Source organism: Bradyrhizobium sp. BRP19 (genome assembly GCF_020194195.1).
Taxonomy (GTDB): Bacteria; Pseudomonadota; Alphaproteobacteria; order Rhizobiales; family Xanthobacteraceae; genus Bradyrhizobium; species Bradyrhizobium yuanmingense.
On record NZ_JADYVZ010000006.1, the window covers coordinates 241,911 to 267,120 of the forward strand.

Genomic DNA, 25,210 nt, shown 5'->3' on the forward strand with positions numbered 1-25,210 from the left:
CCGCGCTGCATCCGACGCGCTTCTCACGATGGGCAGATGTGCTAACCTTTTTGCGCCTGTCGTCCCGACGGGCTCAAGACTTCGCCTCTCGACTAGCAAAAGAAAAAAATGCGCAGCCCTGACGGCTGCCTTAGGGGAGTGATGCGATGACATCGATGTTCCATCGATCCGTGTTGGCGCTTGCGGCCGTGGCCCTTCTCGCGGGGACCGGCGCCGGCAACGCGCAGCAGCAGGACAAGAGCAAGCCGCTGAAGAAATACGACTCCAGCACCAAGGAGTTCTGGACCCATCCGCCGGATGACTGGTTCCTCGGTGACGAGACCGAGGCGCAGAAGGGCCTCGCGCCGCCGTCGGGCCCGCCGACCGGCGCCTCCGACGCCGAGCTCGCCAACATCGTCAAGAAGATCAAGCTGCCGCCGGGCTTCAAGATCGAGGTCTACGCCTCGGGCGTGCTGGCCGCGCGGCAGATGGCCTGGGGCGACAAGGGCACGTTGTTCGTCGGCTCGTTCGGCCTCGGCAACGTCTATGCCATCAAGGACAACAACGGAAAGAAGGAGGTCAAGACCGTCCTCAAGGGCCTCAACATGCCCACCGGTCTCGCCTTCAAGGACGGCGCGCTCTACGTCATCGCCGTCGACAAGCTGATCCGCTACGACAACGCCGAAGCCAATCTCGACAATCTCGGCCAGGGCAAGGTCGTCTATGACGACATGCCGTCCTATGCCGCGCATGGCTGGAAATACATCTCGGTCGACAAGGAAGGCTGGTTCTTCCTGCCGTTCGGCCCGCCCTTCAACATCGGCATTCCGCCGACCAGCGTGTCGCAGATCCGGCGCGTCGATCCCAAGACCGGCAACGCCGAAATCTGGGCGCTCGGCGTCCGCAACTCGGTCGGCGGCGACGTCGATCCGCGCACCGGCAAGCTCTGGTTCACGGAGAATGCCCGCGACTGGATCAGCGATGATCTGCCCTCGGACAAGCTGAACATGATCAACCGGATCGGCGAGCATTTCGGCTATCCCTATTGCCATCAGGGCAATCTGCCTGACGACAAGTTCGCGATGGGCCACAAATGCTCCGAGTTCACGCCGCCCGTACTGAACCTCGGTGCCCATGTCGCACCGCTCGGCATGAAGTTCTACACCGGCGACCAGTTCCCCGCCGACTACAAGAACAACATCCTGATCGCGGAGCACGGCTCCTGGAATCGCCACAAGTACCAGGGCGCGCGCATCGTGCGGGTGATCGTCGGGCCTGACGGCAAGAACCCGAAGCGGGAGGTCTTCGCCTCCGGCTGGCTCGAGGGTGACCAGGGCTATCTCGGCCGTCCCAACGACATCATCATCGCCAAGGACGGATCAATCCTTGTGGCCGACGATTGGGCCGGCGCGATCTATCGCATCAGCTACAGCAAGAAGTAGCGCGACCTGACGGAGAAAGCTGCGACCGGGTGACGGCCGCGGCTTCTCCCATTTTGAAGCCCCACGCCGTCGTCCCGGATTGCGCGCCACTTGCGCGCAAGTCCGGAACTCATAACCACGAACGGGGATTATGGACTCCGGGCTCGCGCTAAGTGGCGCGCTTCGGAATGACGCAGTACAGAACGGATTTCCAATCATGCGCCGTCAGTTCTCTTGGTCCGTAATCGGCGCGCTATCGCTAGCAGTGATCGCCTTCATTCCAGCCGATGCCGCCGACAATGCCGCGATCAAGGAGAAGGCCGCCGCCTGCTCCGGCTGCCACGGCGAGAACGGCATTTCGCAGACCGAGAACATCCCCTCGCTCGCCGGCCAGCCCGATCAATTCCTGCAATGGCAGCTCGTGTTCTTCCGCGCCGGCGCGCGCAAGAACGATCAGATGCAGCCGATCGTGGAAGGGATCACCAACGAGGATATCCGCAATTTCGGCGCTTACTTCGCCTCGCTGGCGCCGCCGAAGGGACCCGAAGACGGGGATCCCGACCTGTCGAAGAAGGGGGCGCAGGTGGCCGCCGGCCGCCGCTGCGCCTCATGCCATACCGACAGCTATGCCGGCACCAAGGCGGTGGCGCGGCTCGCGGGGCAACGTGAGGAATATCTCGTCAAGGCGCTGCACGATTACAAGGCCGGCCAGCGTGTCGGCGGCGGCGTCGCCGCGATGGCCGACGTCGCCTATCACATGAGCGATGAGGAGATCACCGCCGTCTCGCACTATCTCGCGCACTTGAAATAGCGCTGAGCTGTTTCGTCAATCGCAGCTCGTCATCCCCGGGGCGCGACACAGTCGCGAGCCCCGGGACGACACCGAATGTGTGGTTACGCCCTACCCCGCCCGCTGCCTCTCATACGCCTTCAGATGCGTATAGGCGATGCGCAGCTTCGGCACCGGCACCTTGGCGGAGTCGGCGCGCGCGATGAGATCGCCAATGACGTGATCGGCCTCGACAGGCAGGCCGGCCTTGATGTCGCGGAACATCGATGCGGTCAGCGGCGAGCCCTCGGTAGTGAGATTGCCTTTGACGCGATCGAAGAACGGGCCGCCCGGCGGATAGCCGGACGCCGTGGCAACCGCGCTGGTCTCATCCAGCATGCCGAGCAGGAACTCCCGGCCGCCGGGCGCGGCGAGGATATTGCCGACGGAAGTCCGCATCAGGCTGGTGCTTGCAGCGAGCGAGGACAGGAACACCCACTTCTCCCACATGTCCTGCATGATGTTCTGGCTGGCGCTGGCGCCATGGATGCCGCTCTTGAAGGCCTCGTCGATCGCCTTCACCCGGTCCGACATCCCGCCGTCGCGCTCGCCGTAGCTGAGCGACTGCATCGGCTGGAGCTGCACCACCTCGCGCTTCTCGTTCAGCGTGGCCGCAATGGCGCAGAGGCCGCCGAGCACGCGCTCCTTGCCGAACTTCGTGTCCAGCGTGTCGAGATGCTTCATGCCGTTGAGCATCGGGATGATTGCGGTGTTCGGCCCCACCGCGGGGACGAACGACTTGATGGCATCGTCGAGGTCGAATGCCTTGCAGCTGAGCAGCACGACGTCGAACGTGTCCTTGATTGCGTCGGCCTGAACCGTCGGCGGGTTCTTCAAGGTCACATCGCCGTTCGGGCTCTTGATGACGAGGCCGGCGCTCGCGAGCTCGTCGGCGCGGCGAGGCCTAACCAGGAAGGTCACGTCGCCGCCGGCCTGCAACAGCCTGCCACCGAAATAGCCGCCGATGGCGCCGGCGCCGACCACGAGGATGCGCATGGGAGAACTCCGCTTTTACTATTGGCGAATGGCGAATAGGGAGTAGCGAATAGTGGGCGCGATTTCCACTCGCTATTCGCTACTCGCCATTCGCGCGCTTCACTTTCCCGACACCATCTCCTCGACCTCGCGCAACTGCTCCTTGCCGAAGAACATTTCATTGCCGACGAAGAAGGTCGGCGAGCCGAAGGCGCCGCGGGCGACCGCCTCCTCGGTGTTCTTGATCAGCTTGGCCTTCACCTCGGGTTCCCCGGCGCGGGCGAACAGCTTTTGCGCATCGAGACCAGACGACGCCAGCGCCTTCGCCGCGATCTCGGGATCGTCCATCTTCTTCGGCTCGCGCCACATGTGGTGGAAGGTGGCCTCGACATATGTCTCGAACACGCCCTCGAGCTGCGCTGCGATCGCTGCGCGCATCAGGTTCAGCGTGTTGACGGGAAAGTGCGGATTCCAGACATAGGGCTGGACATGGAAGCGTTTGATGAAGCGCTCGGTCTCGACCTGCTGGAACTCCCGCTTGTTCTTGATGCCGGCGAGCGTCTCGGCCGGCGACTTGTTGTTGGTCGACTTGAAGATGCCGCCGAGCAGGATCGGCACATATTCGAACTTGACGCCGATCCGCTGTTCGATGGCGGGAATCGCCAGATGGCTGAGATAGGCGTTGGGGCTACCGAAATCGAACAGGAATTGCGGGGCGGTGCGGGTCAAAATCATTCTCCCTGGCCTAGCTTTCTGAGCGGCTTTTTCTCATTGTGGCGCAGGCCGCGCCACAGGTCTATCGTTTAATGACGGTCATAATACTTTGACCGTCAGATCAGGCGCTGCATCGCCCGCTTGCGCCACACCAGATGGTAATAGCCCATCTGCAGAATCAACATGGCGCAGAACACGATGGGATAGGCGGCCCACACGCCGGTCAGGCCGACCGTGTGGCTGAGGATGATTGCAGCCGGCAGCTCGATTGCGGCGATCGCGAAGATCGACAGCAGCATCGGCGTCAACGCGACGCCGGCGCCGCGCATTGCGCCCGAGAACACCGTGGCGAGCCCGAACGGCACCGAGCTCCACAAGGCGATGTTGAGCAATCCCTTCGCCAGATCCAGCACGGCGCCCTCGGTGATGAAGATACCGAGCACCGCGCGTGGCGCGAGGTAGATCAGCGCCACCAACCCGCCGGTCAGGACGATATTGAACGCAAGGCCCATCCGCACGATGCCGTCAAGCTGGGCCCGGTCGCCGCCGCCGGCGGCCTGGGCGCCGAGGATCGAGACCGCGATCGAAATCGACATCGCCGTGAACTGGGTGTAGCCCATCACCTGGTTGACGGCGCCATAGGCCGCGGTGGCATTCGAGCCGAAGCCGTTGACGAGGCCGAGCAGCACAAGCTCAGCGATCGCCATCACCACCATGCCGATCGCGCTCGGCAGGCCGATCCCGAGGACTTTGCCGAGCACGGCTCCGTTTAGTCGGAGGTGACGCAGCAGCGTCGCATCCGGCGCGAGCGCGTGCTTTCTCCGCAGCAGATAGGCAGCCAGCACGATCAGCGTCAGCGTGTTCGCGATCGCAGCCGCCCAGGCAGGACTGGTGATGCCGGCCACCGGCAATCCGAACGTGCCGCGGATCAGCATCGGCGTCAGGATCAGGCCGATCGCCGTCGACAAGGCCAGCGCCAGCAGCGGTGTCACTCCATCGCCGACGCCGCGGATCATCGCCGTCATCAGCAGGAAGATGAAGCCGAGCGGCATCGTCAACAGCATGATGCGCGCATAGGCGCTGGCTTCATCGAGAATGTCCGCGGGCGTGGCGAGCATCACCATCAGGGGCCGGCTGAAGATCCCGCCAACGAGTGCAATCGCTATCGAGAGCAGCAGGCCGACGGCGAGTGTCGTGCCGACGATGATCTTGATCCGGCCATGCTCGCCGGCGCCGAAGGCCTGGCCGATCAGCACGGTGGCGCCGGTGCTGAGGCCCATGACGAAGGCGAACAGGAAGAACATCACCGGGAAGAACGCCGAGACCGCGGCGAGCGCGCCGACGCCGACCATCTGGCCGAGATAGACGTTGCTGACGGTGCCGAACAGCGATTGCAGCGCGTTGCTCAGCATCAGGGGTGCGAGAAAGCGGAGGAATGTGGTCCAGAGCGGCTTTGCGGCAGACATGGCATTGGCCTTTCATCAGGGCGTGCGAAGCCGTTGCCGCGCAATGCGCGGCTCGGCCGTCGATGGGGCGTGAGAAGCGGCGCGCGGTTTAAGCGCGGTCGCTGTAGGCGAGCTTGACGATGTGGTCGCGGATGTCGGTCGGCCAGTCGGCGATCAGGCCGGTGAAGCGTCGCCGGTCATCCGCGAACAGGGCGCGCGAGGCTTCCTCGAACTGCGGCAGATCGCCGGCCATGGTCGACATGAAGTGGTAGGCCGCATCGCGCGCCTGCCGCTCGCGGTCCTTGTCGCCGCTGGCGCGCCTGGCTTCGTCGACGAGCTTGCGCAGCGCGACCGAAGCGCCGCCGGCCTGTGCGTTGAGCCACTCCCAGTGCCGCGGCAGCAAGGTCACCTCGCGCGCGACCACGCCGAGCTTCGGCCGGCCGCGACCGCGCGGTTCTGCGGGTGCTTCGGCCGTCTCGGCTTGCGGCATGAGCGTTGCTAGCCGGGCCAGCACCTCGCGGTCGTCGCCGCGCAGGTCGAAATCGATCGACCGCCCGGTGCCGTCGTCGAAGATGATAATTGGCTGGTCCAGCGGCTGCGTGGCACGCTTGACGGCAAGCGCGACGTCGCCCGCAGTGCCGGAGGCCAGCCGGCGCTGGCCGGTGAAGGCTGTGTAGGTCCCTTGCATTGGAATCATTGCCATACTGATCGCGTTGCCGGTTTAATACCCGGGTAAATTCGTCGCGTCAATATACCCGGGTGAAAATATCTGCAGCGACGGCTCGACAATGTGTTCCCGGGCTGGCACCAACTGCGCGGCCGATGACCACGACCAAGCCTTGAGGACCCGCGATGCTGACCGTTCACCACCTCAACAATTCCCGCTCGCAGCGCGTGCTGTGGCTGCTCGAGGAGCTGGGCGTTCCCTACGAGATCGTGCGCTATCAGCGTCAGCCGGACATGCGCGCGCCGAAGGAGCTGCGCGCCATCCATCCGCTCGGCAAATCGCCCGTCATCACCGACAACGGCAACACCATCGCCGAATCAGGCGCGATCATCGAATATCTAATCGCCACCTACGGCAACGGGCGGCTGATCCCGCCGCCGAACACGCCGGAGCGGCTGCGCTACACCTATTGGCTGCACTATGCGGAAGGATCCGCGATGCAGCCGCTGCTGCTCAAGCTGCTGTTCACGCTGATGCCGAAACGTGCGCCGGCCTTGCTGCGCCCGCTGGTGCGCAAGGTCTGCAACCAGGCGCTGACCGCGCTGGTCAATCCGCAGCTGAAGCAGCACATGGACTATTGGGAAGGCGAGCTCGGCAAGAGCGAATGGTTCGCCGGCAGCGAGTTCACCGCGGCCGACATCCAGATGAGCTTTCCGCTCGAAGCCGCCCAAGCTCGCGGCGGCCTCGAGCAGGGCCATCCCAAGGCGATGGCGTTCCTGGAGCGCATCCACGCCCGGCCTGCATATGCGCGCGCGCTGGAGAAGGGCGGGCCGTATCAGGTCGGGCGGTAAGCTCCCTTGCTCCGTCATTCCGGGAGCAGGTTACTGCCCCGCCGCCTCCGCGCCGCGCGTGCGCGGATCGGCTGCGCCCAGCGTTCCGTTCGGCGTCACCAGAATCGAGTTGGCAGATGTCTGCCCCATCGGCTCGAGGACGAGGTGCCCCCTCGCCTTCAGCTCGAGCAGCACGCCCTCGGGAAAGCCGCGCTCGACGCGCACTTCATCCGGCAGCCATTGGTGGTGCAGCCGCGGCGTTGCGACGGCGGCCGCAACATCCATCTTGTAGTCGAGCACGTTCACGATCACCTGAAGAACGGTCGAGATGATGCGGCTGCCACCAGGCGAGCCCGTCACCAGCACCGGCTTGCCATCCCTCAGCACGATGGTCGGCGACATCGACGACAGCGGCCGCTTACCGGGACCGGGAAGATTCGCTTCGAAGCCGACCAGGCCATAGGCGTTGGAGGCGCCGATTGCCGCGGTGAAATCGTCGAGCTCGTTATTGAGCAGCACGCCGGTGCCGTCGGCGACGAGTCCGACGCCGTAGCTGAAGTTCAGCGTGTAGGTGTTGCTGACGGCATTGCCGCGGGTGTCGACGACGGAAAAATGCGTGGTGTTGCTGCCCTCACGTGGCGCGGCAGGAGAGGTCACGAGCTCTTTTGACGGCGTGGCGCGTTCGAGGGAAATGTTCGCGCGCAGCTTCGCGGCATAGTCCTTCGCAATGAGGGTCTCGATCGGCGCGTTGACGAAGGCGGGATCACCGAGATAGCGGGCGCGGTCGGCATAAGCGCGCTTCATGGCTTCGATCAAGAGATGCAGCGACGCCGCCGATCCCTGCTTCAGATCGGCCAGAGGGAAGCCTTCGAGGATGTTGAGCGTCTCCATCAGCACGACGCCGCCGGATGAGGGTAGCGGCATCGACACGATGTCATAGCCGCGGTAGCTGCCACGCACCGGCGTGCGGATGACCGGCTGATAGGCCTTGAGGTCGGCCGGCGTCATGATGCCGCCGGCATCGGTCACGGCCTTGGCGAGCTTCTCGGCGACCGGCCCCTCGTAGAATCCCCGCGGCCCCTGTGCAGCGACGGCCGCCAGCGTTTCGGCGAGATCGCCCTGCACCAGCCGATCGCCTTCGCCCAGCGGCGTGCCATCCGGACGCGAGAATATCCTGGCCGAAGAAGGCCAGCGTGCCAGCCGCCGGTGCCAGCCCGGCAACGTATCGGCCATGTCGTCGCTGACGATGAAGCCATCGCGTGCGAGCGCGATCGCAGGCGCCAGCAGTTGCGCCAGCGTGAACTGACCCGAGCCGTATTTCTCGAGCGCGAGCGCAAGGCCGGCGACGGTGCCGGGCACGCCGATGCCGAGCGCGGAATCCCGTGACTTCGTCGCGTCGGGCTTGCCGTCGGCGCCGAGGAAGATCTGCGGCGTGGTCGCGGCCGGCGCGGTTTCGCGATAGTCGATCGTGATGTCTTCATTGCGATCGGCGGAATGGATCACCATGAAGCCGCCGCCGCCGATATTGCCGGCACGCGGATAGGTCACGGCCATCGCGAAGCCGGTCGCGACCGCAGCGTCGATGGCATTGCCGCCGCGCCGCAGGATGTCGGCGCCGATCTGCGCGGAGATCTTCTCCTGCGCCACCACCATGCCGTGCTCGGCGGCGACGGCGCGCACTGCCTCGCGTGCGGGCGGAACATAGCCCTGCCGTGCATCCTGAGCGGTCGCAGGGGCGAGACCGAGCACCAGGACGGCAATGGCGGCTAAAAATCTCCGCCGTGTCGAATATGACGACATCATCAAATTCCCGTCGTGGCGTTGCACCGGTTCACACCCGTCACTGTAATGCTATACCGTTTGCTCTAAGAGAGGCAAAACTGTTCGTGATGGGTGCTGCGTGATGACGACAATCGCTCCGGATGCGCGCATGGCCGGCGTGGCGCGGACCTATCCGCCGCGCGCCGCCGTCGTGAGTTGGATCTTCTTCGATTGGGCCGCGCAGCCATATTTCACGCTGATCACGACCTTCGTGTTCGCGCCCTATTTCGCGACGGCCATTGCGCCAAATCCCGCCGCCGGTCAATCCTTGTGGGGCTTTGCGATGGCGGCCGCGGGCCTTGCGATCGCGCTGTTGTCGCCGGTGCTCGGCGCCATCGCCGACGCTTCGGGCCGCAGGAAACCGTGGATCGCAGGTTTCGGTACGGTGCTGGTGCTGGCGTCCTGCACGCTCTGGATCGGCAAGCCCGGCGATCATGCCGTCATTCCGCTGGTGCTCACCGCAGTTGCGCTCGCCAGCGTTGGTGCGGAATTTGCCACGCTCTTCAACAACGCGATGATGCCGACGCTGGTGCCGCCGGCGCGGATCGGCCGTCTCTCCGGCACCGGCTGGGCCACGGGCTACATTGGCGGCATCGTCAGCCTGATCATCGTGCTCGGCCTGCTCGCCGCCAATCCCGAGACCGGCCGCACGCTGCTCGGCGTCACGCCGCTCTTCGGCCTCGATCCCCTCACACGTCAGGGCGATCGTGCCGCGGGGCCGCTGACCGCGCTGTGGTTCATCATCTTCGTGACCCCGATGTTCCTGTTCACGCCGGATTATCCGGCGAAGCGCCCGCTGGGCGAGGCGTTGCGCGAAGGCCTGTCGGAGCTGAAGCAGTCGATCAAGAGTCTGCCGAGGCAGAAATCGCTCGCGGCATTCCTGCTCGCCAACATGATCTACACCGATGGTCTGGTGTCGCTGTTCGCCTTCGGCGGCATCTATGCCGCGGGCACCTTCGGCTGGCACACCATCCAGATCGGGACGTTCGGCATCATGCTCGCGATCGCCGGCGCGCTCGGCGCCTGGTTCGGCGGCAAGCTGGATGATCGTCTCGGGCCGAAGCGCGTCATCGCCGGCAGCCTGCTGGTCCTGCTGCTGTCGGTGGCCGCGATTCTCCTCGTCGACAAGGACAGCGTCCTGTTCGTCAAGACCGCGCCGCCGCAAGCGGGCGCTGCCCTGTTCTCGAGTACGGCCGAGCGCGCCTATCTCGTGCTGGGCTGCCTGATCGGTGCAGCCGGCGGCCCGCTCCAGGCCGCTTCCCGCACGCTGCTGATCCATCTCGCGCCGAAGGATCGCATCGCGCAATATTTCGGCCTGTTTGCGCTGACGGGAAAGGTGACGTCCTTCATCGGCCCGCTCCTGATCGGCCTGGTCACCGCGCTGACCGCCAGCCAGAAGGCCGGCATGGCCGTGCTGGTGGTGTTCTTCGTCGCGGGACTGGGGCTGTTGGTGCGGGTGCGGGATTAGCCCGCATCATGCAACTCTATCCTCGTCATTGCGAGGAGCACTTGCGACGAAGCAATCTAGACCTTCCTTGCGGAGAGAGACTGGATTGCTTCGCTTCGCTCGCAATGACGAGTCGATGGACTCAATGCCTGAAGTGCCGCGTTCCCGTGAACACCATGGCGATGCCGTGCTCGTCGGCGGCCTTGATCACCTCGTCGTCGCGCATGGAGCCGCCGGGCTGCACCACGGCGGTGGCGCCGGCTTCGATGCAGGCAAGCATGCCGTCGGCGAACGGGAAGAACGCATCCGAGGCCACCACCGAACCCTTGGTGAGCGGTTCGGCGAGCTTCAGCTCGGCCGCCGCATCCTGCGCCTTGCGTGCGGCGATCCGCGCTGAATCCACCCGGCTCATCTGACCCGCGCCGATACCGACGGTGGCGAGATCCTTGGCGTAGATGATGGTGTTGGACTTGACGTGTTTTGCCACCCGGAACGCAAACTTCAGATCACGCATCTCCGCATCCGTCGGCGCGCGCTTGGTGACGACCTTGAACGTCATGTCGTCGACAACGGCGTTGTCGCGGCTTTGCACCAGCAGGCCGCCGGCCACCGTCTTGGCGGTCAGGCCCGGCGCACGCGGATCGGGCAGGCTGCCGGCGAGCAGCAGGCGCAGGTTCTTCTTGCCGCCGATGATGGCGATCGCCTCTTCGCTGGCGTCGGGCGCGATGATGACCTCAGTGAAGATCTTGGTAATCTCGCGCGCGGTATCGGCATCGAGGGCGCGGTTCATCGCGATGATGCCGCCGAAGGCCGAGGTGGAATCGCAGGCCAGCGCCCTGCGATAGGCCTCGACGAGGTTCGGACCTTCGGAGACGCCACAGGGATTGGCATGCTTGACGATGACGCAGGCCGCGGTGCGCTTGGCGTCGAACTCGCCGATGCATTCATAGGCGGCATCGGTGTCGTTGATGTTGTTGTAGGAGAGCTCCTTGCCCTGGAGCTGCCGCGCGGTGGAGACGCCGGGGCGCTTGTCCGGCGTCGCGTAGAAGGCGGCGGTCTGGTGCGGGTTCTCGCCATAGCGCAGCGACTGGATCAGCCTGCCGCCGAAAGCGCGGAAGTCGGGCGCGTCGATCTCGAGCTGACGGTTGAACCAGTTCGAGATCGCGGCGTCATAGGCCGCAGTGCGGGCATAGGCCTTCGCGGCGAGCCGCCGGCGCAGCTTTAGCGTGGTCGCGCCCTTGTTGGCGGCGAGCTCGTCGAGCACGGCCTGATAGTCCTGCGCCTCGACCACGACGGCGACGTCGTCGTGATTCTTGGCGGCGGCGCGGATCATCGCGGGACCGCCGATGTCGATGTTCTCGATGCAATCCTCGAAGCCCGCGTCTTTGTCGACGGTGGCTTCGAACGGATAGAGATTGACGACGAGCAGGTCGATCGGCGCGATGCCGTGCGCTTTCATCGCCTCGGCATGGTCCCAGTTGTCGCGGATCGCGAGCAAGCCGCCATGCACCTTCGGATGCAGCGTCTTGACGCGGCCGTCCATCATCTCGGGGAAGCCGGTGAGGTCGGAAACGTCCTTCACCTTAAGGCCGGCCGCCGCGATCGCTCTCGCGGTGCCGCCGGTCGAGACCAGCTCGACATCGTGCGCGGCGAGCGCCTTGGCGAACTCGATCAGGCCGGTCTTGTCGGAGACGGACAGAAGGGCGCGGGTGACGCGGCGGGGATGGTCAGTCATGAGCAAGATCCTCTGTTCAGGGAGTGTCTATGCCCAGGCGCGCGGCTTATATGTCCCGCGCTTCCCGATGGTGCTCCATCCAAGGTCGCCAGTCGCGCGAGCGAGCGCTCGATAGCAGCTTTTGGCGTCGCTCTCAACGGGTAGATAGGGCCGGATCGCGCCTGTTTACAACGGAAGTTCCGGCTCGCGCCGGGCGTTGCGGCGGGCATTGGTCACTGCGGGCGAGGCGGTGGAGCGGACAAAGCTCCAGCGGATCGAGGGGGCCTGGCGGGCGTTCTGACGGATCACGATCTGGGCGGTGCGGCGCGGGCCGTCATTGCCGGCCAGGAATACGCTGTCCTCGAGATCGACCTTGTCGTCCAATGCCTCGAAGGTCCAGACGTCGCGGTTCGGCAGCACCAGCATGACGCCGCGCGCATCCGACAGCCGGCTTGCCTTCACTGCGGGATGCAGATGGAAGCGCAGCGCGAAATCGGCATCGGCGCCCTTGAAGCGTCCGCCCTGCGGCGGCGACAGCGCGTCCTCGCCGTCGATGCGCGCGCCGTCATTGGCGATCATCAGCACGCGGCGGTGGATCGCGCCGAACTTGGCGAGATAGCCGTCATGCGAGGTCGTGAGCAGCGTGCCGTTCTGCACGACCTCGCGATAGCTCTCGACCTCGACCGGGCCGCTGGTGACGGGCGCGCCGTGCAGGAGCCGCTTCATCGCCGACATCTCGACGAACTGGCATGACGACGACTCATGATAGGTCAGCGTCGAATGCGCCGCCGTGCTGCGCGCGAACGGCCGCCAATTGTCGCGGCCGGTGGTCGGCATGCCGCAATTGGTGACGATGCGGCTGATGCCGGACGACAATTCGAACGAGAGGCAGCCGGCATGGGCGTCGTGACTGACGCCGGCCGGCGGCGGCGGGCCGGTGTCGATGATCACAGTGGTCTGGCCGGCATCGAGGCGCTGAAAGCCGGTATGCGGCATGTTCGCCATCGGCGCGCCGTGGGTGTCGTCATAGGCGAGCAGCGTGGCGAGCAGGTCGGACGAGGTCGCGCTCATGCCGTTGAACAGGGCGAAATTGCCGTCGCCGTGCCGGAAGAAGCGCAGCATCGGCATCATGCGGTCGATCGCATTGAGCAGGGCCGGCGGCGGCGCGATATTGCGCGCGGCAAAAGTCTGCCGCAGCGGCAAGAGGTCGATCAGGAGCTCGATCAGCGCGCCCGGATTGCGCGAGATGTGGCCGCCATCGGGCAGGATCTGCCGCTGCAATTCGTCGGACAGCTTCTTGGAGGCGCTGCGGATGTGACGCGTCTGGTTGGCGAGGCACAGGGACGCATAGCACAGCGCGATCAGCACCTGCAGCTTCGGCACCCCGTCCGGAATGTCGACCATGGTGTAGCGCAGGAAGCGGATCTCGCGCGCCAGCGCCCGCAAGTAACGGCGGTAGAACTTGTTGTCGGTCTCGCTCAGCACCAGCGGCGCCTGCGAGAGCAGCGAAATCACGCGCCTCGCCAGTACGTCGGCGCGGCGCGCGACGGGGCGGCGCTTGTTGGCGGGATTCGAGATCCAGTCCTCGATCAGCGCGCGCGCATTCGCCCGCGTCAGCGCCGTATCGGCGGCGCGCAAGTGCCGCAGCCAGCCGAAGCCGAGCAGCGCAACCTCCCAATCCTCCGACGGCGGCTCGAGGTCGAAGATAGAGCGGCCATGGCAATTGACGATCTTGCCGGCGAAGACGAAGCGACCGGCATAGATCTCGGCAGCGCGAGTCGCATCCGCGGTCCGCAGGTCATGCGGCGCGATGATCAGCCGGTCGGTGCGGCCGGGCCAGACCCGCGACAGCACAACGGAACCGCCGCTCGCGCGCGCGAGCATGTTCCGCGCGAAGCGGTTCATGACCAGCGTCGAGATACGTCTGCGTTGAGCGACCGACACGCCTTGCCTTGATGGGGGAGAGGATCAGTGACGAATCCTTATTAATCCCAAAATCTGACGCCTGACACCACCTTGAACGGCGCGAATCAGGGTCGTGGTCGCAAAATCCAGTGCAAAATCAGGATTTAACGAGCCGGGCCGCGAAAAATCCGTCGAGCCCGCCGAGCCTGGGATCGGCGTTCGGCAGATGGCAGGGCAGGGTGCGCAGGTCGCCGTCCCGGTTGAGGATTTCGTCGAGGCCCGCAACCTCCGATGCCACGATCGGAGCGCGGCGAAGCGCGGGCTCGGCGGCGAGCAGTGCGGCCACCGCCTGCTCGCCCTCCTCGGGTTCCAGCGAACAGGTGCAATAGACCAGCGTCCCGCCCGGCTTGAGCAGCGACACCGACTTGCGCAGCAGCCGCTGCTGGAGCGCGGCCAGGGTCGCGATGTCGGAGTCCTGCCGCAGCCATGCGACGTCGGGATGCCGGCGGATCGTGCCGGTGGAGGTGCAGGGAGCATCAATCAGAATACCGTCGAACGCCTCCGCCGGGCCGGCCCATTCCACGGCGTCAGCGACGACGGTCTCGGCTTGCAGCGACAGCCGCGCCAGGTTTTCGCGCAAACGTGCCACCCGCGCCGGCGAGCGGTCGATCGCCGTGACCTGCGCGCCCGAGAGCACCAGCTGCGCGGTCTTGCCGCCAGGGGCGGCGCAGAGATCGGCAATGGACTTGCCTTTGACATCGCCGAACAGCCGGGCGGGCAACGCGGCGGCGGCGTCCTGTACCCACCATTGTCCTTCGGCGAAGCCGGGCAGCATGGTTACCGCACCATGCAGCAGCATCCGCACCGTTCCCGTCGGCAGCATCTCACCATGCAGGCGGCTTGCCCAATGGGCGGGATCCGATTTCACCGTGAGATCGAGCGAGGGCTCGTGGCCGAGCGCCGATGCCATGTCTCGTGCGGTCGCCTCGCCATAATGAGCGCTCCAGCGCGCGAGCAGCCATGGCGGCAGATCCAGCGATTGCGTCGCGACCTCCTCGACCAGCGCCTTGCCCTCGCGCGCACAGCGGCGCAGCACGGCGTTGACGAGGCCGGCATAGCGCGCGGCGCGGCGGTCGGATTGCACGAGGCGGACGGAGAGATCGACCGCGGCGTGATCCGGCACGTCCATCCAAAGGATCTGCGCGGCGCCGATCAAAAGGGCGCTCTGCGCGCGTGGCGCGTCGGAGGGAACGCCCTTGTCGAGCAGGCGGGACAGCACATGGCCGAGCGTGCCGAGCCGGCGCAGCACGGTGGCGACCAGGCGCCGCATCAGCGCGCGGTCGCGGTCGGCCAGCGTCTTCAGTCCGGGATGGGCACCGCCGCCGTCGAGCTGGTCGTCGAGCGTGCGGTGCTTGTGCAGCACGCCGTCGACGATGTCGGCGGCAATCCGTCGCGCCGCAAGGCCGGGCACTTCGGACGGAGGGACGAAACGTTGAGATGGCATGCGGCAGCAAGGTTCTGAACGAGCGGCAGTTCCGCCGCGATGGGCGCATGCCTTGAGAAGGCGATCTCTGACACGCGAATATGCCAAATGTAAGAATCGCTTGCGGGTTTTTCAGCGCTCCGAGCCGATTTCAGGAATGCGTTATTGGGCATCGCGTTGTGCCCGGTCCTGCGCTAGAAAGCGCGGCGATGAGTGACCCCGTTCCCGATCGCAAGCCGCTGTCGCCGGCCGCCCAGCGCGCGCTGGCCGAGGCCGAGGCGCGCCGGCAGGCTGCGGCCGCCAAGGCCAAGGATGAGGCCAAGAACGAGACCAAGGCGAAGGAGCTGCAGGGGCCGAAGGGGCCCGAGCCCACCCGCTACGGCGATTGGGAGCGCAAGGGCATCGCTTCCGACTTCTGAGCTTGCAGTCGGAGCGGCTGGATAACGCCGGCAGATCTCGTCCCGGTCGTCACAGGTAGTTGTGCGCTCGCAAGTAGCGGATGATGCGTTCGCAGGCCGCCTCGCTCGACAGCTCCGAGGTGTCGATGGTGATGTCGGGCGCCAGCGGCGCTTCGTAGGGGGCATCGATGCCGGTGAATGCCGGTAGCTGGCCCGACCTAGCCTTGCGATAGAGCCCCTTGGGATCGCGGCGCTCGCATTCGGCAAGCGGCGTCGCGACATGGATCTCGATGAACTCGCCCGCCTCGAGCCGCTGGCGCGCCAGCTGGCGCTCGCTGCGGAACGGCGAGATCAGCGCCACCAGCGCGATCAAGCCGGCATCGACGAACAGCCCCGCGATCTCCGCGACGCGCCGGACGTTCTCCGTTCTCTCCGCGTTGGAAAAGCCGAGGTCGCGGTTGATGCCGTGACGAAGATTGTCGCCGTCGAGCAACGCGGCATGGCGCCCGAGCTCGGCGAGCCGGCTGTCGACGAGATTGGCGATGGTCGATTTGCCGGCGCCGCTCAGCCCCGTGAACCAGAGCACGCAGGGGCGTTGCTGCTTCAGCCGGGCTCGCACGGATTTGTCGACCGCAAGCCGCTGCCAATGAACGTTGGTGGCGCGGCGGAGCGACATGTCGATCATTCCCGCCGCCGCAGTGCGATGACTGATCGGGTCGATCAGGATGAAACTGCCCATCTCGCGGTTGTCGCGATAGGCCTCGAACACCAGCGGGCGGTCGAGATCGAGATGGACATAGCCGATCTCATTGACGTCGAGCGTGGCGGCGCTTTCCCGCGCCATGGTGTCGATGGCGATCCGGTGCTTGAGTTCCGTGATCACCGCGCCGGTCGAGGCGGTACCGCACCGGAGCAAATAGCGCCGGCCGGCGACCATGGCCTCGCCATCGAACCAGACGAGATGGGCCGCGAGCTGATCCGCCACCGGCGCTGCAGATCCGGCGGTCAGCACGTCGCCGCGGCTGACGTCGATCTCGTCGGCGAGCGTGAGGGTGATGGACTCGCCCGACCTTGCGTGATTGCGCTCGCCGGCGGGCGTGAGAATGCGCGCGATGCGGGTCTGGTGTCCCGACGGCTGCGCGCGAACGGCATCGCCCACTGCGATCGTTCCACTCGCGATCCGTCCGCAGAAGCCGCGAAAATCCGCATGCGGCCGACTCACCCATTGCACCGGCAGCCGGAACGGCTGCTGCGAGGCGTCCCCGGCCACGTCCACGGATTCCAGATAGGCCGTAACGGTCGGTCCCTCGTACCAGGGCATGCGCGTGCTCGCGGCGACGATGTTGTCGCCGTCGGGCGCCACGACCGGGATGCACTGGACCTGAGAGATCCCGAGCTGACCGGCCAGAGTCAGGTATTCGGCGGTGATGGCAGCGAAGCGATCGCCGTCGAATCCGATCAGGTCCATCTTGTTCACGGCGAGCACGACGTGGCGGATGCCGAGCAGCGACAGGATGTGGCTGTGACGCCGCGTCTGCGTGATCACGCCCTTGCGGGCGTCGACCAGCACCACGGCGAGCTCAGCATTGGAGGCACCGGTCGCCATGTTGCGCGTATATTGCGCATGTCCCGGCGTGTCGGCGACGATGAAGCGGCGCAGCTTCGTGGCGAAGAAGCGGTAGGCCACGTCGATGGTGATGCCCTGCTCGCGCTCGGCCTGCAACCCGTCGACCAGCAGCGCGAAGTCGAGGTCGCCGCCGGTGGTGCCGGCGGTCCTGCTCTCCGAGGCGAGCGCGTCGAGCTGGTCGTCGAGCAGCGTCTTCGAATCGTAGAGCAGCCGACCGACCAGCGTGCTCTTGCCGTCGTCGACGCTGCCGCAGGTGACGAAACGCAACGTCGGGCGATCGTCTTGCTCGAGCTGCGGCGCATCGGCGGCGGCGATCGCCGGTGCCTCGTGATAGGACATCAGAAATAACCTTCCGCCTTCTTGCGCTCCATCGATGCGGGACTGTCCCGGTCGATCATGCGTCCCTGTCGTTCGGAGGTGCGCGACGCCATCATCTCCTGCACGATCTCGGGCAGGGTTGCCGCCGTCGAGCTCGTTGCACCGGTGAGGGGATAGCAGCCGAGGGTGCGAAACCTGACGGAGCGCGATTGCGGCTCCTCGCCGGGCTGCAGCGGCATCCGGTCGTCGTCCACCATGATCAATGCTCCGTCGCGCTCGACCACGGGGCGCGACGCTGCGAGATAGAGCGGAACGATCGGGATGTCCTCGAGCAGGATGTAGTCCCACACGTCGATCTCGGTCCAGTTCGACAGCGGAAACACCCGCATGCTCTCGCCGGGCGCGAGCCTCGTGTTGTACAAGCCCCACAGCTCCGGCCGCTGGTTCTTCGGATCCCAGCGATGCGCAGCGCTGCGGTGTGAGAACACGCGCTCCTTGGCGCGCGACTTCTCCTCGTCGCGCCGCGCGCCTCCGATCGCGGCGTCGAAGCCGTGGAAGTCCAGCGCCTGTCGCAGCGCTTGCGTCTTCATCACGTCGGTGTAGCGGGCCGAGCCGTGGGTGAAAGGGTCGATGCCCTGGCTCAATCCGTCATTGTTGGTATGGACGATCAGGTCGAGGCCGAGCTCGCGCGCGCGTCGGTCCCGAAACGCGATCATCTCGCGAAACTTCCAGGTCGTATCGACATGCAGCAGCGGAAACGGCGGCTTGCCGGGATCGAAGGCCTTCATCGCCAGATGCAGCAGCACCGAGGAATCCTTCCCGATGGAATACAGCATGACCGGCTTGCGGAACTCGGCCGCCGTCTCTCGCAGGATGTGGATGCTTTCCGCCTCCAGACGGCGGAGGTGGCTGGCGACGTGACGCTGCTTGCCGCCAGCACCTTCACGGAGTGCGGAATCGGCTCCGGTGGGAACGTCCAGCATGACCATCACGCAGCCGCAGCAAACCAGTCGCCGAACAGACGTTGCGACAGTGCCGCATTCAGGCCGAGATCGCGAACACAGGCGGCGACCGCGACGCGATAGGCATCATTGACCCCGCAGCGCTCCAGAGCCTCGCGTTGCGCTTCGCTCAGAGAGGCCGTCGCACGGCGCTGGTAGCGATAGGCACTGTCGGAGGTGTGCAAATTGGGCACCTTGTAGATCGTCGCTTCGCTCGGGAAGATGACGCGCGCATTGTTCGCGTGCGAGTCTCCCGGCTCACGCCAGGACGTCACGGCATTCTCGTTGAAGCTGCCCGAAAGGCCGATCCGTTCGAACAGGACACGAACCGAGGACACGGCCTCCTTGCTCACCTCGTAGACGTAGTGAGTGACGGCAACGCCCTGTCGCTGGGCGTAGCTTGCGACTTGAGCCGCGCTGAGCGCGGCGACGACATAGTGCCGCAGCAATACATCTTCAGGCGCGCGCGAGATCAGCTTGTCGAGCCACGATGCCAGTGAACTCGCCGGCTCACGGTCGAGCATGATGAGATGCAGCCGGTGCCGCGGATAGCCCGCCTCAATCAGCAGCTTGAGCGGATTGAACAGGCTCTCGGCGAGCACGTAGGGCCCGATCGTTTCCTTGCTGAAGATGTGCGGCTCGTCGTCTGCCGACGGCACGGCCCACGGCGCCGGCCTCTTGCCGACGAGCGCATCGCGCAGCATGGCCTTCAAAGGCTGATAGTAGGAAGGCATCCCGGTCATGCCGAACAGATTGCTCAGGGCCGTCGATCCGACGCGCGCCTTGCCGCATGCAAAATAGAGCATGGGAAAGTCTTGCGGCGAGCGATGCCGGAAGCCGTCCGCCAGGCACTCCGTCACCTCGCGCATCAGTGTTTCGAGCGCGACGGTCCTGGTTTGGAACCCCTCCACCGGCGGAAGCAGCGTGGTGTCGAGAGAACTATCTTGCTGACGAACGAGTTCGGCGATTCGCTCGAGCGAATCGGGGGACGACGCATCGATATTCATGGCGGGGGACTCGCTGAACAGGTTCCGCAAGCGAGTTGCTTACGGCTCAATGTTCAACCTAGTGTTGATTACGACCCCGGTCAAACCCGGGAAATCCCGGGGGCTTCATGAATGTCCGGCGAGCACGGCAATCGTGCTCGCCGCTCCGTTGCGCATTACGCGGCGCGCACGGTGCTGAGGAACTTCTCGACCTCGGTCTTCAGGAGGCTGCTTTCGCTCGACAGCGAACGCGCCGACGCCAACACCTGTCCCGACGCCGCGCCGGTCGCGCTCGCGCCATGGCTGACCTGGGCGATCTTGTCTGCGACTTCGACCGTTCCCTTGGCGGCTTCGCTGACGTTTCGCGCAATCTCGGCCGTCGCTGCGCCCTGCTGTTCGATCGTCGCGGCAATGGTCGTGGAAATATCGGAGATGCGGCCGATGGTCGTTCCGATTTCCTTGATCGCTCCGACGGAGTCCTGCGTTGCCGATTGCATGCCGGCGATCTGCGCGCTGATTTCCTCGGTCGCTCGCGCGGTTTGCGCCGCGAGCGCCTTGACCTCGCTCGCCACGACCGCAAAGCCGCGGCCTGACTCGCCGGCGCGCGCCGCCTCGATCGTTGCGTTTAGCGCCAGGAGGTTGGTCTGTTCGGCGATCGCCGTGATCAATTTGACGACGTCGCCGATGCGGCCCGCCGCCTTGAGCAGCTCGTTGATCCGGGCATCGGTGCGCTCGGCCTGCTTGACCGCATCGCCGGCGATACGGCTGGAATCGTGCACCTGACGGCCGATCTCGACGACCGACGTGCTCATTTCCTCGGCCGCGGACGCCACGGCCCCGACATTGGTCGAGGCTTCCTCCGAGGCGGCGGCGACCATTCCGGAGAGCTGCTGGGTTTGTTCGGCCGTACCCGACAACGTGCCGGCCGCGGATTCGAGCTCCTGGGATGCGGTTGACACCGAGTTGATGATGCCGCCGACCGCAGTTTCGAACGCGTTGGCAAGCCGCGTCATCTCCTGCTTGCGCTGAGCGGCCGCAGCGGCTTGATGGTTCTTCTGCTCGGCTTCCATCTGCTCGATGCGGATCAGATTGTCCTTGAAGGTCTGTGCCGCGCGGGCGTTGTCGCCGACCTCGTCGCCACGGCGGGTGTAGGGAATTTCGATCGCCTTGTTGCCTCCGGCGAGCTGCAGGAGCACATCGCCGATGCGACGGATCGGACGGGCGACGTTCAAGACGGAAAAGACTGCGGAGCCGACCAACGTCAGGACGACGAATAGGCCGACGATCAAAGCGAAATTGGCGACGCGGTCCAACTCGGCCAGCATCTCGCCCTTGCGGCGCGCGGCGAATTCGTTGGCGACGCCGACGAGATCGTCGATGCGCTTGCTGACTTCCTGCGCTGCCGGACGCATATGCTCTGCGAGAATACTTGCCTTGGCCGACTCTGCTGCAAGCTTGGCGCCACCCGCGGGGGCGGCGATGACCGCCTTTTGCGCCGCGGCGAGCTCGACGCCGCTGGCCAGATACGCATCGACGAACTTCTTGGCCTCGCGGTAAGCGTCCTGTGTGACCTTGCGGGTCGCCCGCTCTCTCGCGGCATCGATTTCGGTGCCGGCTTCGCCGGCCCGGGTACGGAGAAGCTCGAGGAGCCTGTCGACCTCTCCGGCTGACGGTGCCGAGCCGAGTTCGAGAGCGGCGAGCTGCGCGCGTGCCATCGCCGTCTGAGCCGCCTGCGCATTGCCCTTGTTGAGATAGTTGATCGTGACGAGGCGATTGGATTCGGCAATGGAGCGGTTGCCAAGCATCTGATTGGTCAGCATGCCGCCGACCAGCACGACGCTCACGCCCGTCACGATGCCGAGCTTTGTTCCAATGCGAAACCTGAATGACCTCACGGCAATCTCCCCTCGGTTTGTCGTATAACAGCTATTCGCAACCAATGATTGAGATTTGGAAAATATTCGCGGATCCCCAGTAGAACTACGGCTAACCTCTTTGACAAACGGAACTTTCGTGCATGGCCTCCGGCGCATTCGGCGTCGTTTATGGACGCGCTCGTGCTTGTGAGTTCCCCCGACTCAGACATAGCGTGAGTTGATGCGTTTCCAGGATCGCCCCAATTCCTACCGGCCGCAGTTCAGCGGCTCGCCGTTCGGCCGCCGCTTCTCCGGGCTATTGCCCTGGATGTTCGTGGTGGGCATCGCGCTGGCCGTCGTGCTCACATTCCGCCATGGAACGCACTGGCTTGTTCCCGATACCGATCGCACTGGAGATGCCGAGATCGTTCTTCAGCAGACCGGCCACGCGGATGTGCGTCCCGTCGAATTCATTCGCGCCATCGATGGCGACACTTTTCTCGCGCGTGTTCGCCTGCACGAGGGACGCGATCCCGTGGTCCGCATTCGGCTGCGCGGCATCGATGCACCCGAACTGAAAGCATCCTGCCAGGAGGAGCTGGACAAGGCCGAAGCTGCGGCCCGTGCCTTGCGCGATCTGCTCGGCCAGGGCGGCGTGACCATCACCAATCTCGCTCCCGACAAATACGGCCGAGTCCTCGCCGACGTCGCGACCCGGCGGACTGTGAACGTCTCGGCGGCACTGCTCGCCGGCGGCTTCGTGCGCAGCTACAATGGCGGCCATCGCGACGGCTGGTGCGCGCGCGGCTGGCGGTTCTGGCAATAAAAAGGCCGCGTCGAGGACGCGGCCTTTCATTTCATCTCGGCTGATTCAGGCGATCAGCGCGTCACGACCACCGTCGTGCCGACGGAGACGCGGCCGTAGAGATCAGTGATGTCGTCGTTGAGCATGCGGATGCAGCCATAGGAGACGAAGCCGCCGATCGAGCCCGGCACGTTGGTGCCGTGGATCGCATATTCGCCGCCGGCGAGCGTCATCGCCGCAACGCCCATCGGGTTGCGCGGCGAGCCGCCCGGAATGACGTCGGGGATACCAGGCTTGTCGCGCTTCACCTCGGCGGGCGGCGCCCAGGCCGGATTGAGATATTTGCCGTCGATCTTCGTGGTGCCGGCCCACTGCTTGCCGGCTTTGCCGACGCCGACCGGATAGCGCACGGCCTGGCCGTTCCCGAGGATGAGATAAAGCCGCCGCTCGCTGGTTTTGACCACGATGGTGCCCGGCGAATAGTCAGCCAGGTGTGCCCCCACCATTTCCGGCCGCGCCTGCGCCGCCGTCGACGTCAAGGCCCCAGCCGCGATGGTGGCGGCCAGCGCCACCGCAATCCTCATCGACATCGATGCTTCCCCTTGCCCAAAACGGATCGTCCAAAATGACGCAGAACCGGCAATCGTCGCCGCACCAAGCCCTCGTCGATGCTCATTCTTAACCGCGCCCGTTAACCCAATGGTTTCCAGCCGCGGCTGCCGAGGGCCGGCCAGCAGGGGGAACAAAGAAAATGTTCGAAATAAAGTAAATGACCTGAAAACAACACTCGGCGGGAAAGATGCAGGCGCGCTGCCGCGCCCGCTGACAACAGCGTGAGGGTGTGAATGGCCGTTGGTTGAGAGGGCGCGCTGACGCGAAAACTAATCGCGTGTCCCGGATGCGCTGCAGCAGGAAACGCTGCTGCGCAGAGCCGGGATCCAGGAAGCTACACGTTCTGACGTTTAGATGGGCCCCGGCTCAGCAGCGCACCGCTGAAGGAGCGCTGCGCTGCGTTCGGGGCACGAACTCGCCTTACGCCGACTTCTTGTTCTGCCGGTTCTTGACGAGATCATCGACAACGGCGGGATCGGCGAGCGTCGAGGTGTCGCCGAGGCTGCCCGGCTCGTCCTCGGCGATCTTGCGCAGGATGCGGCGCATGATCTTGCCGGAGCGGGTCTTGGGCAGGCCCGGGGCGAACTGGATCTGGTCGGGCGAGGCGATCGGGCCGATCTCCTTGCGCACCCACGTGACGAGCTCCTTGCGCAGCTCGTCGCTCGGCTGCACGCCGGCCATCAGGGTGACATAGGCGTAGATGCCCTGACCCTTGATGTCGTGCGGGAAGCCGACGACGGCGGCTTCCGACACCTTCTCATGCGCGACCAGCGCGCTCTCGACTTCGGCGGTGCCCATGCGGTGGCCGGAGACGTTGATGACGTCGTCGACGCGGCCGGTGATCCAGTAATAGCCGTCGGCGTCGCGGCGGCAGCCGTCGCCGGTGAAGTATTTGCCCTTGTAGGTCGAGAAGTAAGTTTGTTCGAAGCGGGCGTGGTCGCCGTAGACCGTGCGCATCTGGCCGGGCCAGGACCGCGTCAGGCAGAGATTGCCTGATGTCTCGCCTTCCAGCACCTTGCCGTCGGCATCGACGATCTCAGGCACCACGCCGAAGAACGGTTGCGTCGCCGAGCCGGGCTTCAGCTTGGTCGCGCCCGGCAGCGGCGTGATCAGGATGCCGCCGGTCTCGGTCTGCCACCAGGTGTCGACGATCGGGCAGCGGTCGTCGCCGACGACGCGGTGATACCACTCCCAGGCTTCGGGATTGATGGGCTCGCCAACCGAGCCGAGCAGGCGGAGCGAGGCGCGCGAGGTCTTCTTCACCGGTTCGTCGCCGGACTGCATCAGCGCGCGGATTGCGGTCGGCGCGGTGTAGAAGATGTTGACTTTGTGCTTGTCGATGACGTTCCAGAACCGCGAATTATCCGGATAATTGGGCACGCCCTCGAACATCAGCGTGGTCGCGCCGTTGGCGAGCGGCCCATAGAGGATGTAGCTGTGGCCGGTGACCCAGCCGACGTCGGCGGTGCACCAGTAGATGTCGCCGTCGTGATAGTCGAAGACGTATTGATGCGTCATCGAGGCGAACACGAGATAGCCGCCGGAGGTGTGCAGCACGCCCTTGGGCTGGCCGGTCGAGCCCGACGTGTAAAGGATGAACAGCGGATCCTCGGCGTGCATGTGCTCGACCGGGCATTCCGTGGTCACCATCGCCGCGGCCTCGTGGTACCAGAGGTCGCGCGTGGGGTTCATGTCGACCTTGGCGCCGGTGCGCTTGACCACGACGACCCAGTCGACGCCGTCGGCCTTGCTAAGCGCCGCATCGACATTGGCCTTCAGCGGCACCTTCTTGCCGCCGCGTAGGCCTTCGTCCGCGGTGATGATCACCTTGGATTGGCAGTCGTTGATGCGTTGGGCGAGGCTGTCAGGTGAGAAGCCCGCGAACACCACGGAGTGGATCGCGCCGATTCGCGCGCAGGCCAGCATTGCAAAGGCGGCCTCGGGAATCATCGGCAGGTAGATGGTGACGCGGTCGCCCTTCCCGACGTTGCGGGTGCGCAGGATGTTGGCCATCCGGCAGACCTCGTCATGCAGCTCCTTGTAGGTGATGTGCTTGGACTGCGAGGGATCGTCGCCCTCCCAGATGATCGCGGTCTGGTTGGCGCGTTTGGCGAGATGCCGGTCGATGCAATTGTAGGCGACGTTCAGGATGCCGTCCTCGAACCATTTGATCGAGATGTTGCCCGGCGCGAACGAGACGTTCTCGATTTTCGTCGGCGCCTTCATCCAGTCGATGCGCTTGGCCTGCTCCGCCCAGAAACCGTTCGGGTCCGAGATCGAACGGGCGTACATCTCCTTGTACTTGGCTTGGTCGACCCAGGCGCGCTTCGCCCACTCCGCGGGGATATCGTAGATCTTCTCGGACATGCTTCCCTCC

At 65.3% G+C, this 25,210-nt stretch carries 20 protein-coding genes and 1 riboswitch; of the genes, 6 read left to right on the top strand and 14 right to left on the bottom strand.

Translation table 11 applies throughout. The annotated features are described in order from the left end of the window. Nucleotides 1–146 precede the first annotated feature (146 nt). Both I6F36_RS21085 and I6F36_RS21090 read left to right on the top strand, forming a co-directional pair. Nucleotides 147–1,421 (top strand): sorbosone dehydrogenase family protein, encoded by a 1,275-nt coding sequence (locus tag I6F36_RS21085; RefSeq protein WP_225144184.1) that lies wholly within the window; start codon nt 147–149, stop codon nt 1,419–1,421. A 196-nt stretch (nt 1,422–1,617) separates the two neighbouring features. After that, entirely contained in the window at nt 1,618–2,211 is a 594-nt protein-coding gene (locus tag I6F36_RS21090; protein WP_036003005.1) for a cytochrome c, read from the top strand. A 90-nt stretch (nt 2,212–2,301) separates the two neighbouring features. Here the strand turns inward: I6F36_RS21090 and panE are convergent, their stop codons facing one another. The 4 genes from panE to I6F36_RS21110 all read right to left on the bottom strand — a co-directional run bounded on the left by panE (nt 2,302) and on the right by I6F36_RS21110 (nt 6,066). After that, nucleotides 2,302–3,225 (bottom strand): 2-dehydropantoate 2-reductase, encoded by a 924-nt coding sequence (gene panE, locus I6F36_RS21095; RefSeq protein WP_225172064.1) that lies wholly within the window; start codon nt 3,223–3,225, stop codon nt 2,302–2,304. A 99-nt stretch (nt 3,226–3,324) separates the two neighbouring features. Continuing rightward, nucleotides 3,325–3,933 carry a 2-hydroxychromene-2-carboxylate isomerase gene (locus I6F36_RS21100; protein ID WP_193374950.1) on the bottom strand — a complete coding sequence of 203 codons (609 nt, stop codon included), beginning with the start codon at nt 3,931–3,933 and terminating at the stop codon, nt 3,325–3,327. 101 nt (nt 3,934–4,034) lie between these two features. Then, complete coding sequence (locus I6F36_RS21105; protein ID WP_225172065.1) at nt 4,035–5,384, bottom strand: MATE family efflux transporter; 1,350 nt, start codon at nt 5,382–5,384, stop codon at nt 4,035–4,037. Nucleotides 5,385–5,472: 88 nt separating this feature from the next. Further along, a complete protein-coding gene (locus tag I6F36_RS21110; RefSeq protein ID WP_225157715.1) occupies nt 5,473–6,066 on the bottom strand; it encodes a DUF2239 family protein in 594 nt (197 codons plus the stop codon). 149 nt (nt 6,067–6,215) lie between these two features. Between I6F36_RS21110 and I6F36_RS21115 the strand changes: the two genes are divergently transcribed. Continuing rightward, a complete protein-coding gene (locus I6F36_RS21115) occupies nt 6,216–6,881 on the top strand; it encodes a glutathione S-transferase family protein (RefSeq protein WP_036038860.1) in 666 nt (221 codons plus the stop codon). A 30-nt stretch (nt 6,882–6,911) separates the two neighbouring features. Here the strand turns inward: I6F36_RS21115 and ggt are convergent, their stop codons facing one another. Beyond that, complete coding sequence (ggt, locus tag I6F36_RS21120) at nt 6,912–8,663, bottom strand: gamma-glutamyltransferase (protein WP_225172066.1); 1,752 nt, start codon at nt 8,661–8,663, stop codon at nt 6,912–6,914. A gap of 100 nt (nt 8,664–8,763) precedes the next feature. On the opposite strand from ggt, the gene I6F36_RS21125 reads away from it, so the two are divergent. Then, entirely contained in the window at nt 8,764–10,149 is a 1,386-nt protein-coding gene (locus tag I6F36_RS21125; protein WP_225172067.1) for an MFS transporter, read from the top strand. 121 nt (nt 10,150–10,270) lie between these two features. On the opposite strand, the gene purH is transcribed toward I6F36_RS21125, so the two are convergent. From purH to I6F36_RS21140, 3 genes are all read right to left on the bottom strand, one after another. After that, nucleotides 10,271–11,863: a bifunctional phosphoribosylaminoimidazolecarboxamide formyltransferase/IMP cyclohydrolase gene (gene purH, locus I6F36_RS21130; protein WP_225172068.1), complete on the bottom strand. Its 1,593-nt coding sequence runs from the start codon at nt 11,861–11,863 to the stop codon at nt 10,271–10,273. A 24-nt stretch (nt 11,864–11,887) separates the two neighbouring features. After that, nucleotides 11,888–11,969, bottom strand: a riboswitch (ZMP/ZTP riboswitch). Between the two features lie 59 nt (nt 11,970–12,028). Further along, nucleotides 12,029–13,747 (bottom strand): heparinase II/III family protein, encoded by a 1,719-nt coding sequence (locus I6F36_RS21135; protein ID WP_036002964.1) that lies wholly within the window; start codon nt 13,745–13,747, stop codon nt 12,029–12,031. A 157-nt stretch (nt 13,748–13,904) separates the two neighbouring features. Then, nucleotides 13,905–15,251 (bottom strand): RsmB/NOP family class I SAM-dependent RNA methyltransferase, encoded by a 1,347-nt coding sequence (locus I6F36_RS21140; RefSeq protein WP_225172069.1) that lies wholly within the window; start codon nt 15,249–15,251, stop codon nt 13,905–13,907. 188 nt (nt 15,252–15,439) lie between these two features. Here I6F36_RS21140 and I6F36_RS21145 point away from each other — a divergent pair, with 188 nt between their 5' ends. Beyond that, complete coding sequence (locus I6F36_RS21145) at nt 15,440–15,649, top strand: DUF1674 domain-containing protein (RefSeq protein ID WP_225172070.1); 210 nt, start codon at nt 15,440–15,442, stop codon at nt 15,647–15,649. Nucleotides 15,650–15,698: 49 nt separating this feature from the next. Here the strand turns inward: I6F36_RS21145 and cysN are convergent, their stop codons facing one another. From cysN to I6F36_RS21165, 4 genes are all read right to left on the bottom strand, one after another. Then, nucleotides 15,699–17,594, bottom strand: coding sequence for a sulfate adenylyltransferase subunit CysN (gene cysN / locus I6F36_RS21150; protein WP_225127932.1), 1,896 nt, complete (start codon nt 17,592–17,594; stop codon nt 15,699–15,701). Next, nucleotides 17,594–18,556 carry a sulfate adenylyltransferase subunit CysD gene (cysD, locus tag I6F36_RS21155; RefSeq protein WP_036024260.1) on the bottom strand — a complete coding sequence of 321 codons (963 nt, stop codon included), beginning with the start codon at nt 18,554–18,556 and terminating at the stop codon, nt 17,594–17,596. The genes cysN and cysD overlap by 1 nt, the downstream gene beginning before the upstream one ends. 5 nt (nt 18,557–18,561) lie before the next feature. After that, on the bottom strand, nt 18,562–19,581 hold the full coding sequence (locus tag I6F36_RS21160; protein ID WP_225127454.1) for a sulfotransferase family protein: 1,020 nt from the start codon (nt 19,579–19,581) through the stop codon (nt 18,562–18,564). A 155-nt stretch (nt 19,582–19,736) separates the two neighbouring features. After that, nucleotides 19,737–21,455 (bottom strand): methyl-accepting chemotaxis protein, encoded by a 1,719-nt coding sequence (locus tag I6F36_RS21165; protein WP_225127931.1) that lies wholly within the window; start codon nt 21,453–21,455, stop codon nt 19,737–19,739. Between the two features lie 202 nt (nt 21,456–21,657). Between I6F36_RS21165 and I6F36_RS21170 the strand changes: the two genes are divergently transcribed. Next, the gene (locus I6F36_RS21170) at nt 21,658–22,242 is read left to right on the top strand and encodes a thermonuclease family protein (protein WP_225127930.1); all 585 of its coding nucleotides are present in this window, start codon (nt 21,658–21,660) and stop codon (nt 22,240–22,242) included. Nucleotides 22,243–22,295: 53 nt separating this feature from the next. Here I6F36_RS21170 and I6F36_RS21175 read toward each other — a convergent pair whose 3' ends face one another. Both I6F36_RS21175 and acs read right to left on the bottom strand, forming a co-directional pair. Continuing rightward, entirely contained in the window at nt 22,296–22,811 is a 516-nt protein-coding gene (locus I6F36_RS21175) for a L,D-transpeptidase (RefSeq protein WP_036024233.1), read from the bottom strand. A gap of 442 nt (nt 22,812–23,253) precedes the next feature. Beyond that, nucleotides 23,254–25,200 carry an acetate--CoA ligase gene (gene acs / locus I6F36_RS21180; RefSeq protein ID WP_225172071.1) on the bottom strand — a complete coding sequence of 649 codons (1,947 nt, stop codon included), beginning with the start codon at nt 25,198–25,200 and terminating at the stop codon, nt 23,254–23,256. Nucleotides 25,201–25,210: the final 10 nt, after the last annotated feature.

Coding starts and splice junctions, on each gene's coding strand:
- I6F36_RS21160 (WP_225127454.1), bottom strand. CDS start 19,581: ATGAATATCGATGCGTCGTCCCCCGATTCGCTCGAGCGAATCGCCGAA.
- ggt (WP_225172066.1), bottom strand. CDS start 8,663: ATGATGTCGTCATATTCGACACGGCGGAGATTTTTAGCCGCCATTGCC.
- I6F36_RS21135 (WP_036002964.1), bottom strand. CDS start 13,747: ATGAACCGCTTCGCGCGGAACATGCTCGCGCGCGCGAGCGGCGGTTCC.
- purH (WP_225172068.1), bottom strand. CDS start 11,863: ATGACTGACCATCCCCGCCGCGTCACCCGCGCCCTTCTGTCCGTCTCC.
- cysD (WP_036024260.1), bottom strand. CDS start 18,556: ATGCTGGACGTTCCCACCGGAGCCGATTCCGCACTCCGTGAAGGTGCT.
- I6F36_RS21085 (WP_225144184.1), top strand. CDS start 147: ATGACATCGATGTTCCATCGATCCGTGTTGGCGCTTGCGGCCGTGGCC.
- acs (WP_225172071.1), bottom strand. CDS start 25,200: ATGTCCGAGAAGATCTACGATATCCCCGCGGAGTGGGCGAAGCGCGCC.
- I6F36_RS21145 (WP_225172070.1), top strand. CDS start 15,440: ATGAGTGACCCCGTTCCCGATCGCAAGCCGCTGTCGCCGGCCGCCCAG.
- I6F36_RS21175 (WP_036024233.1), bottom strand. CDS start 22,811: ATGTCGATGAGGATTGCGGTGGCGCTGGCCGCCACCATCGCGGCTGGG.
- I6F36_RS21140 (WP_225172069.1), bottom strand. CDS start 15,251: ATGCCATCTCAACGTTTCGTCCCTCCGTCCGAAGTGCCCGGCCTTGCG.
- I6F36_RS21170 (WP_225127930.1), top strand. CDS start 21,658: ATGCGTTTCCAGGATCGCCCCAATTCCTACCGGCCGCAGTTCAGCGGC.
- panE (WP_225172064.1), bottom strand. CDS start 3,225: ATGCGCATCCTCGTGGTCGGCGCCGGCGCCATCGGCGGCTATTTCGGT.
- I6F36_RS21105 (WP_225172065.1), bottom strand. CDS start 5,384: ATGTCTGCCGCAAAGCCGCTCTGGACCACATTCCTCCGCTTTCTCGCA.
- I6F36_RS21125 (WP_225172067.1), top strand. CDS start 8,764: ATGACGACAATCGCTCCGGATGCGCGCATGGCCGGCGTGGCGCGGACC.
- cysN (WP_225127932.1), bottom strand. CDS start 17,594: ATGTCCTATCACGAGGCACCGGCGATCGCCGCCGCCGATGCGCCGCAG.
- I6F36_RS21110 (WP_225157715.1), bottom strand. CDS start 6,066: ATGGCAATGATTCCAATGCAAGGGACCTACACAGCCTTCACCGGCCAG.
- I6F36_RS21090 (WP_036003005.1), top strand. CDS start 1,618: ATGCGCCGTCAGTTCTCTTGGTCCGTAATCGGCGCGCTATCGCTAGCA.
- I6F36_RS21115 (WP_036038860.1), top strand. CDS start 6,216: ATGCTGACCGTTCACCACCTCAACAATTCCCGCTCGCAGCGCGTGCTG.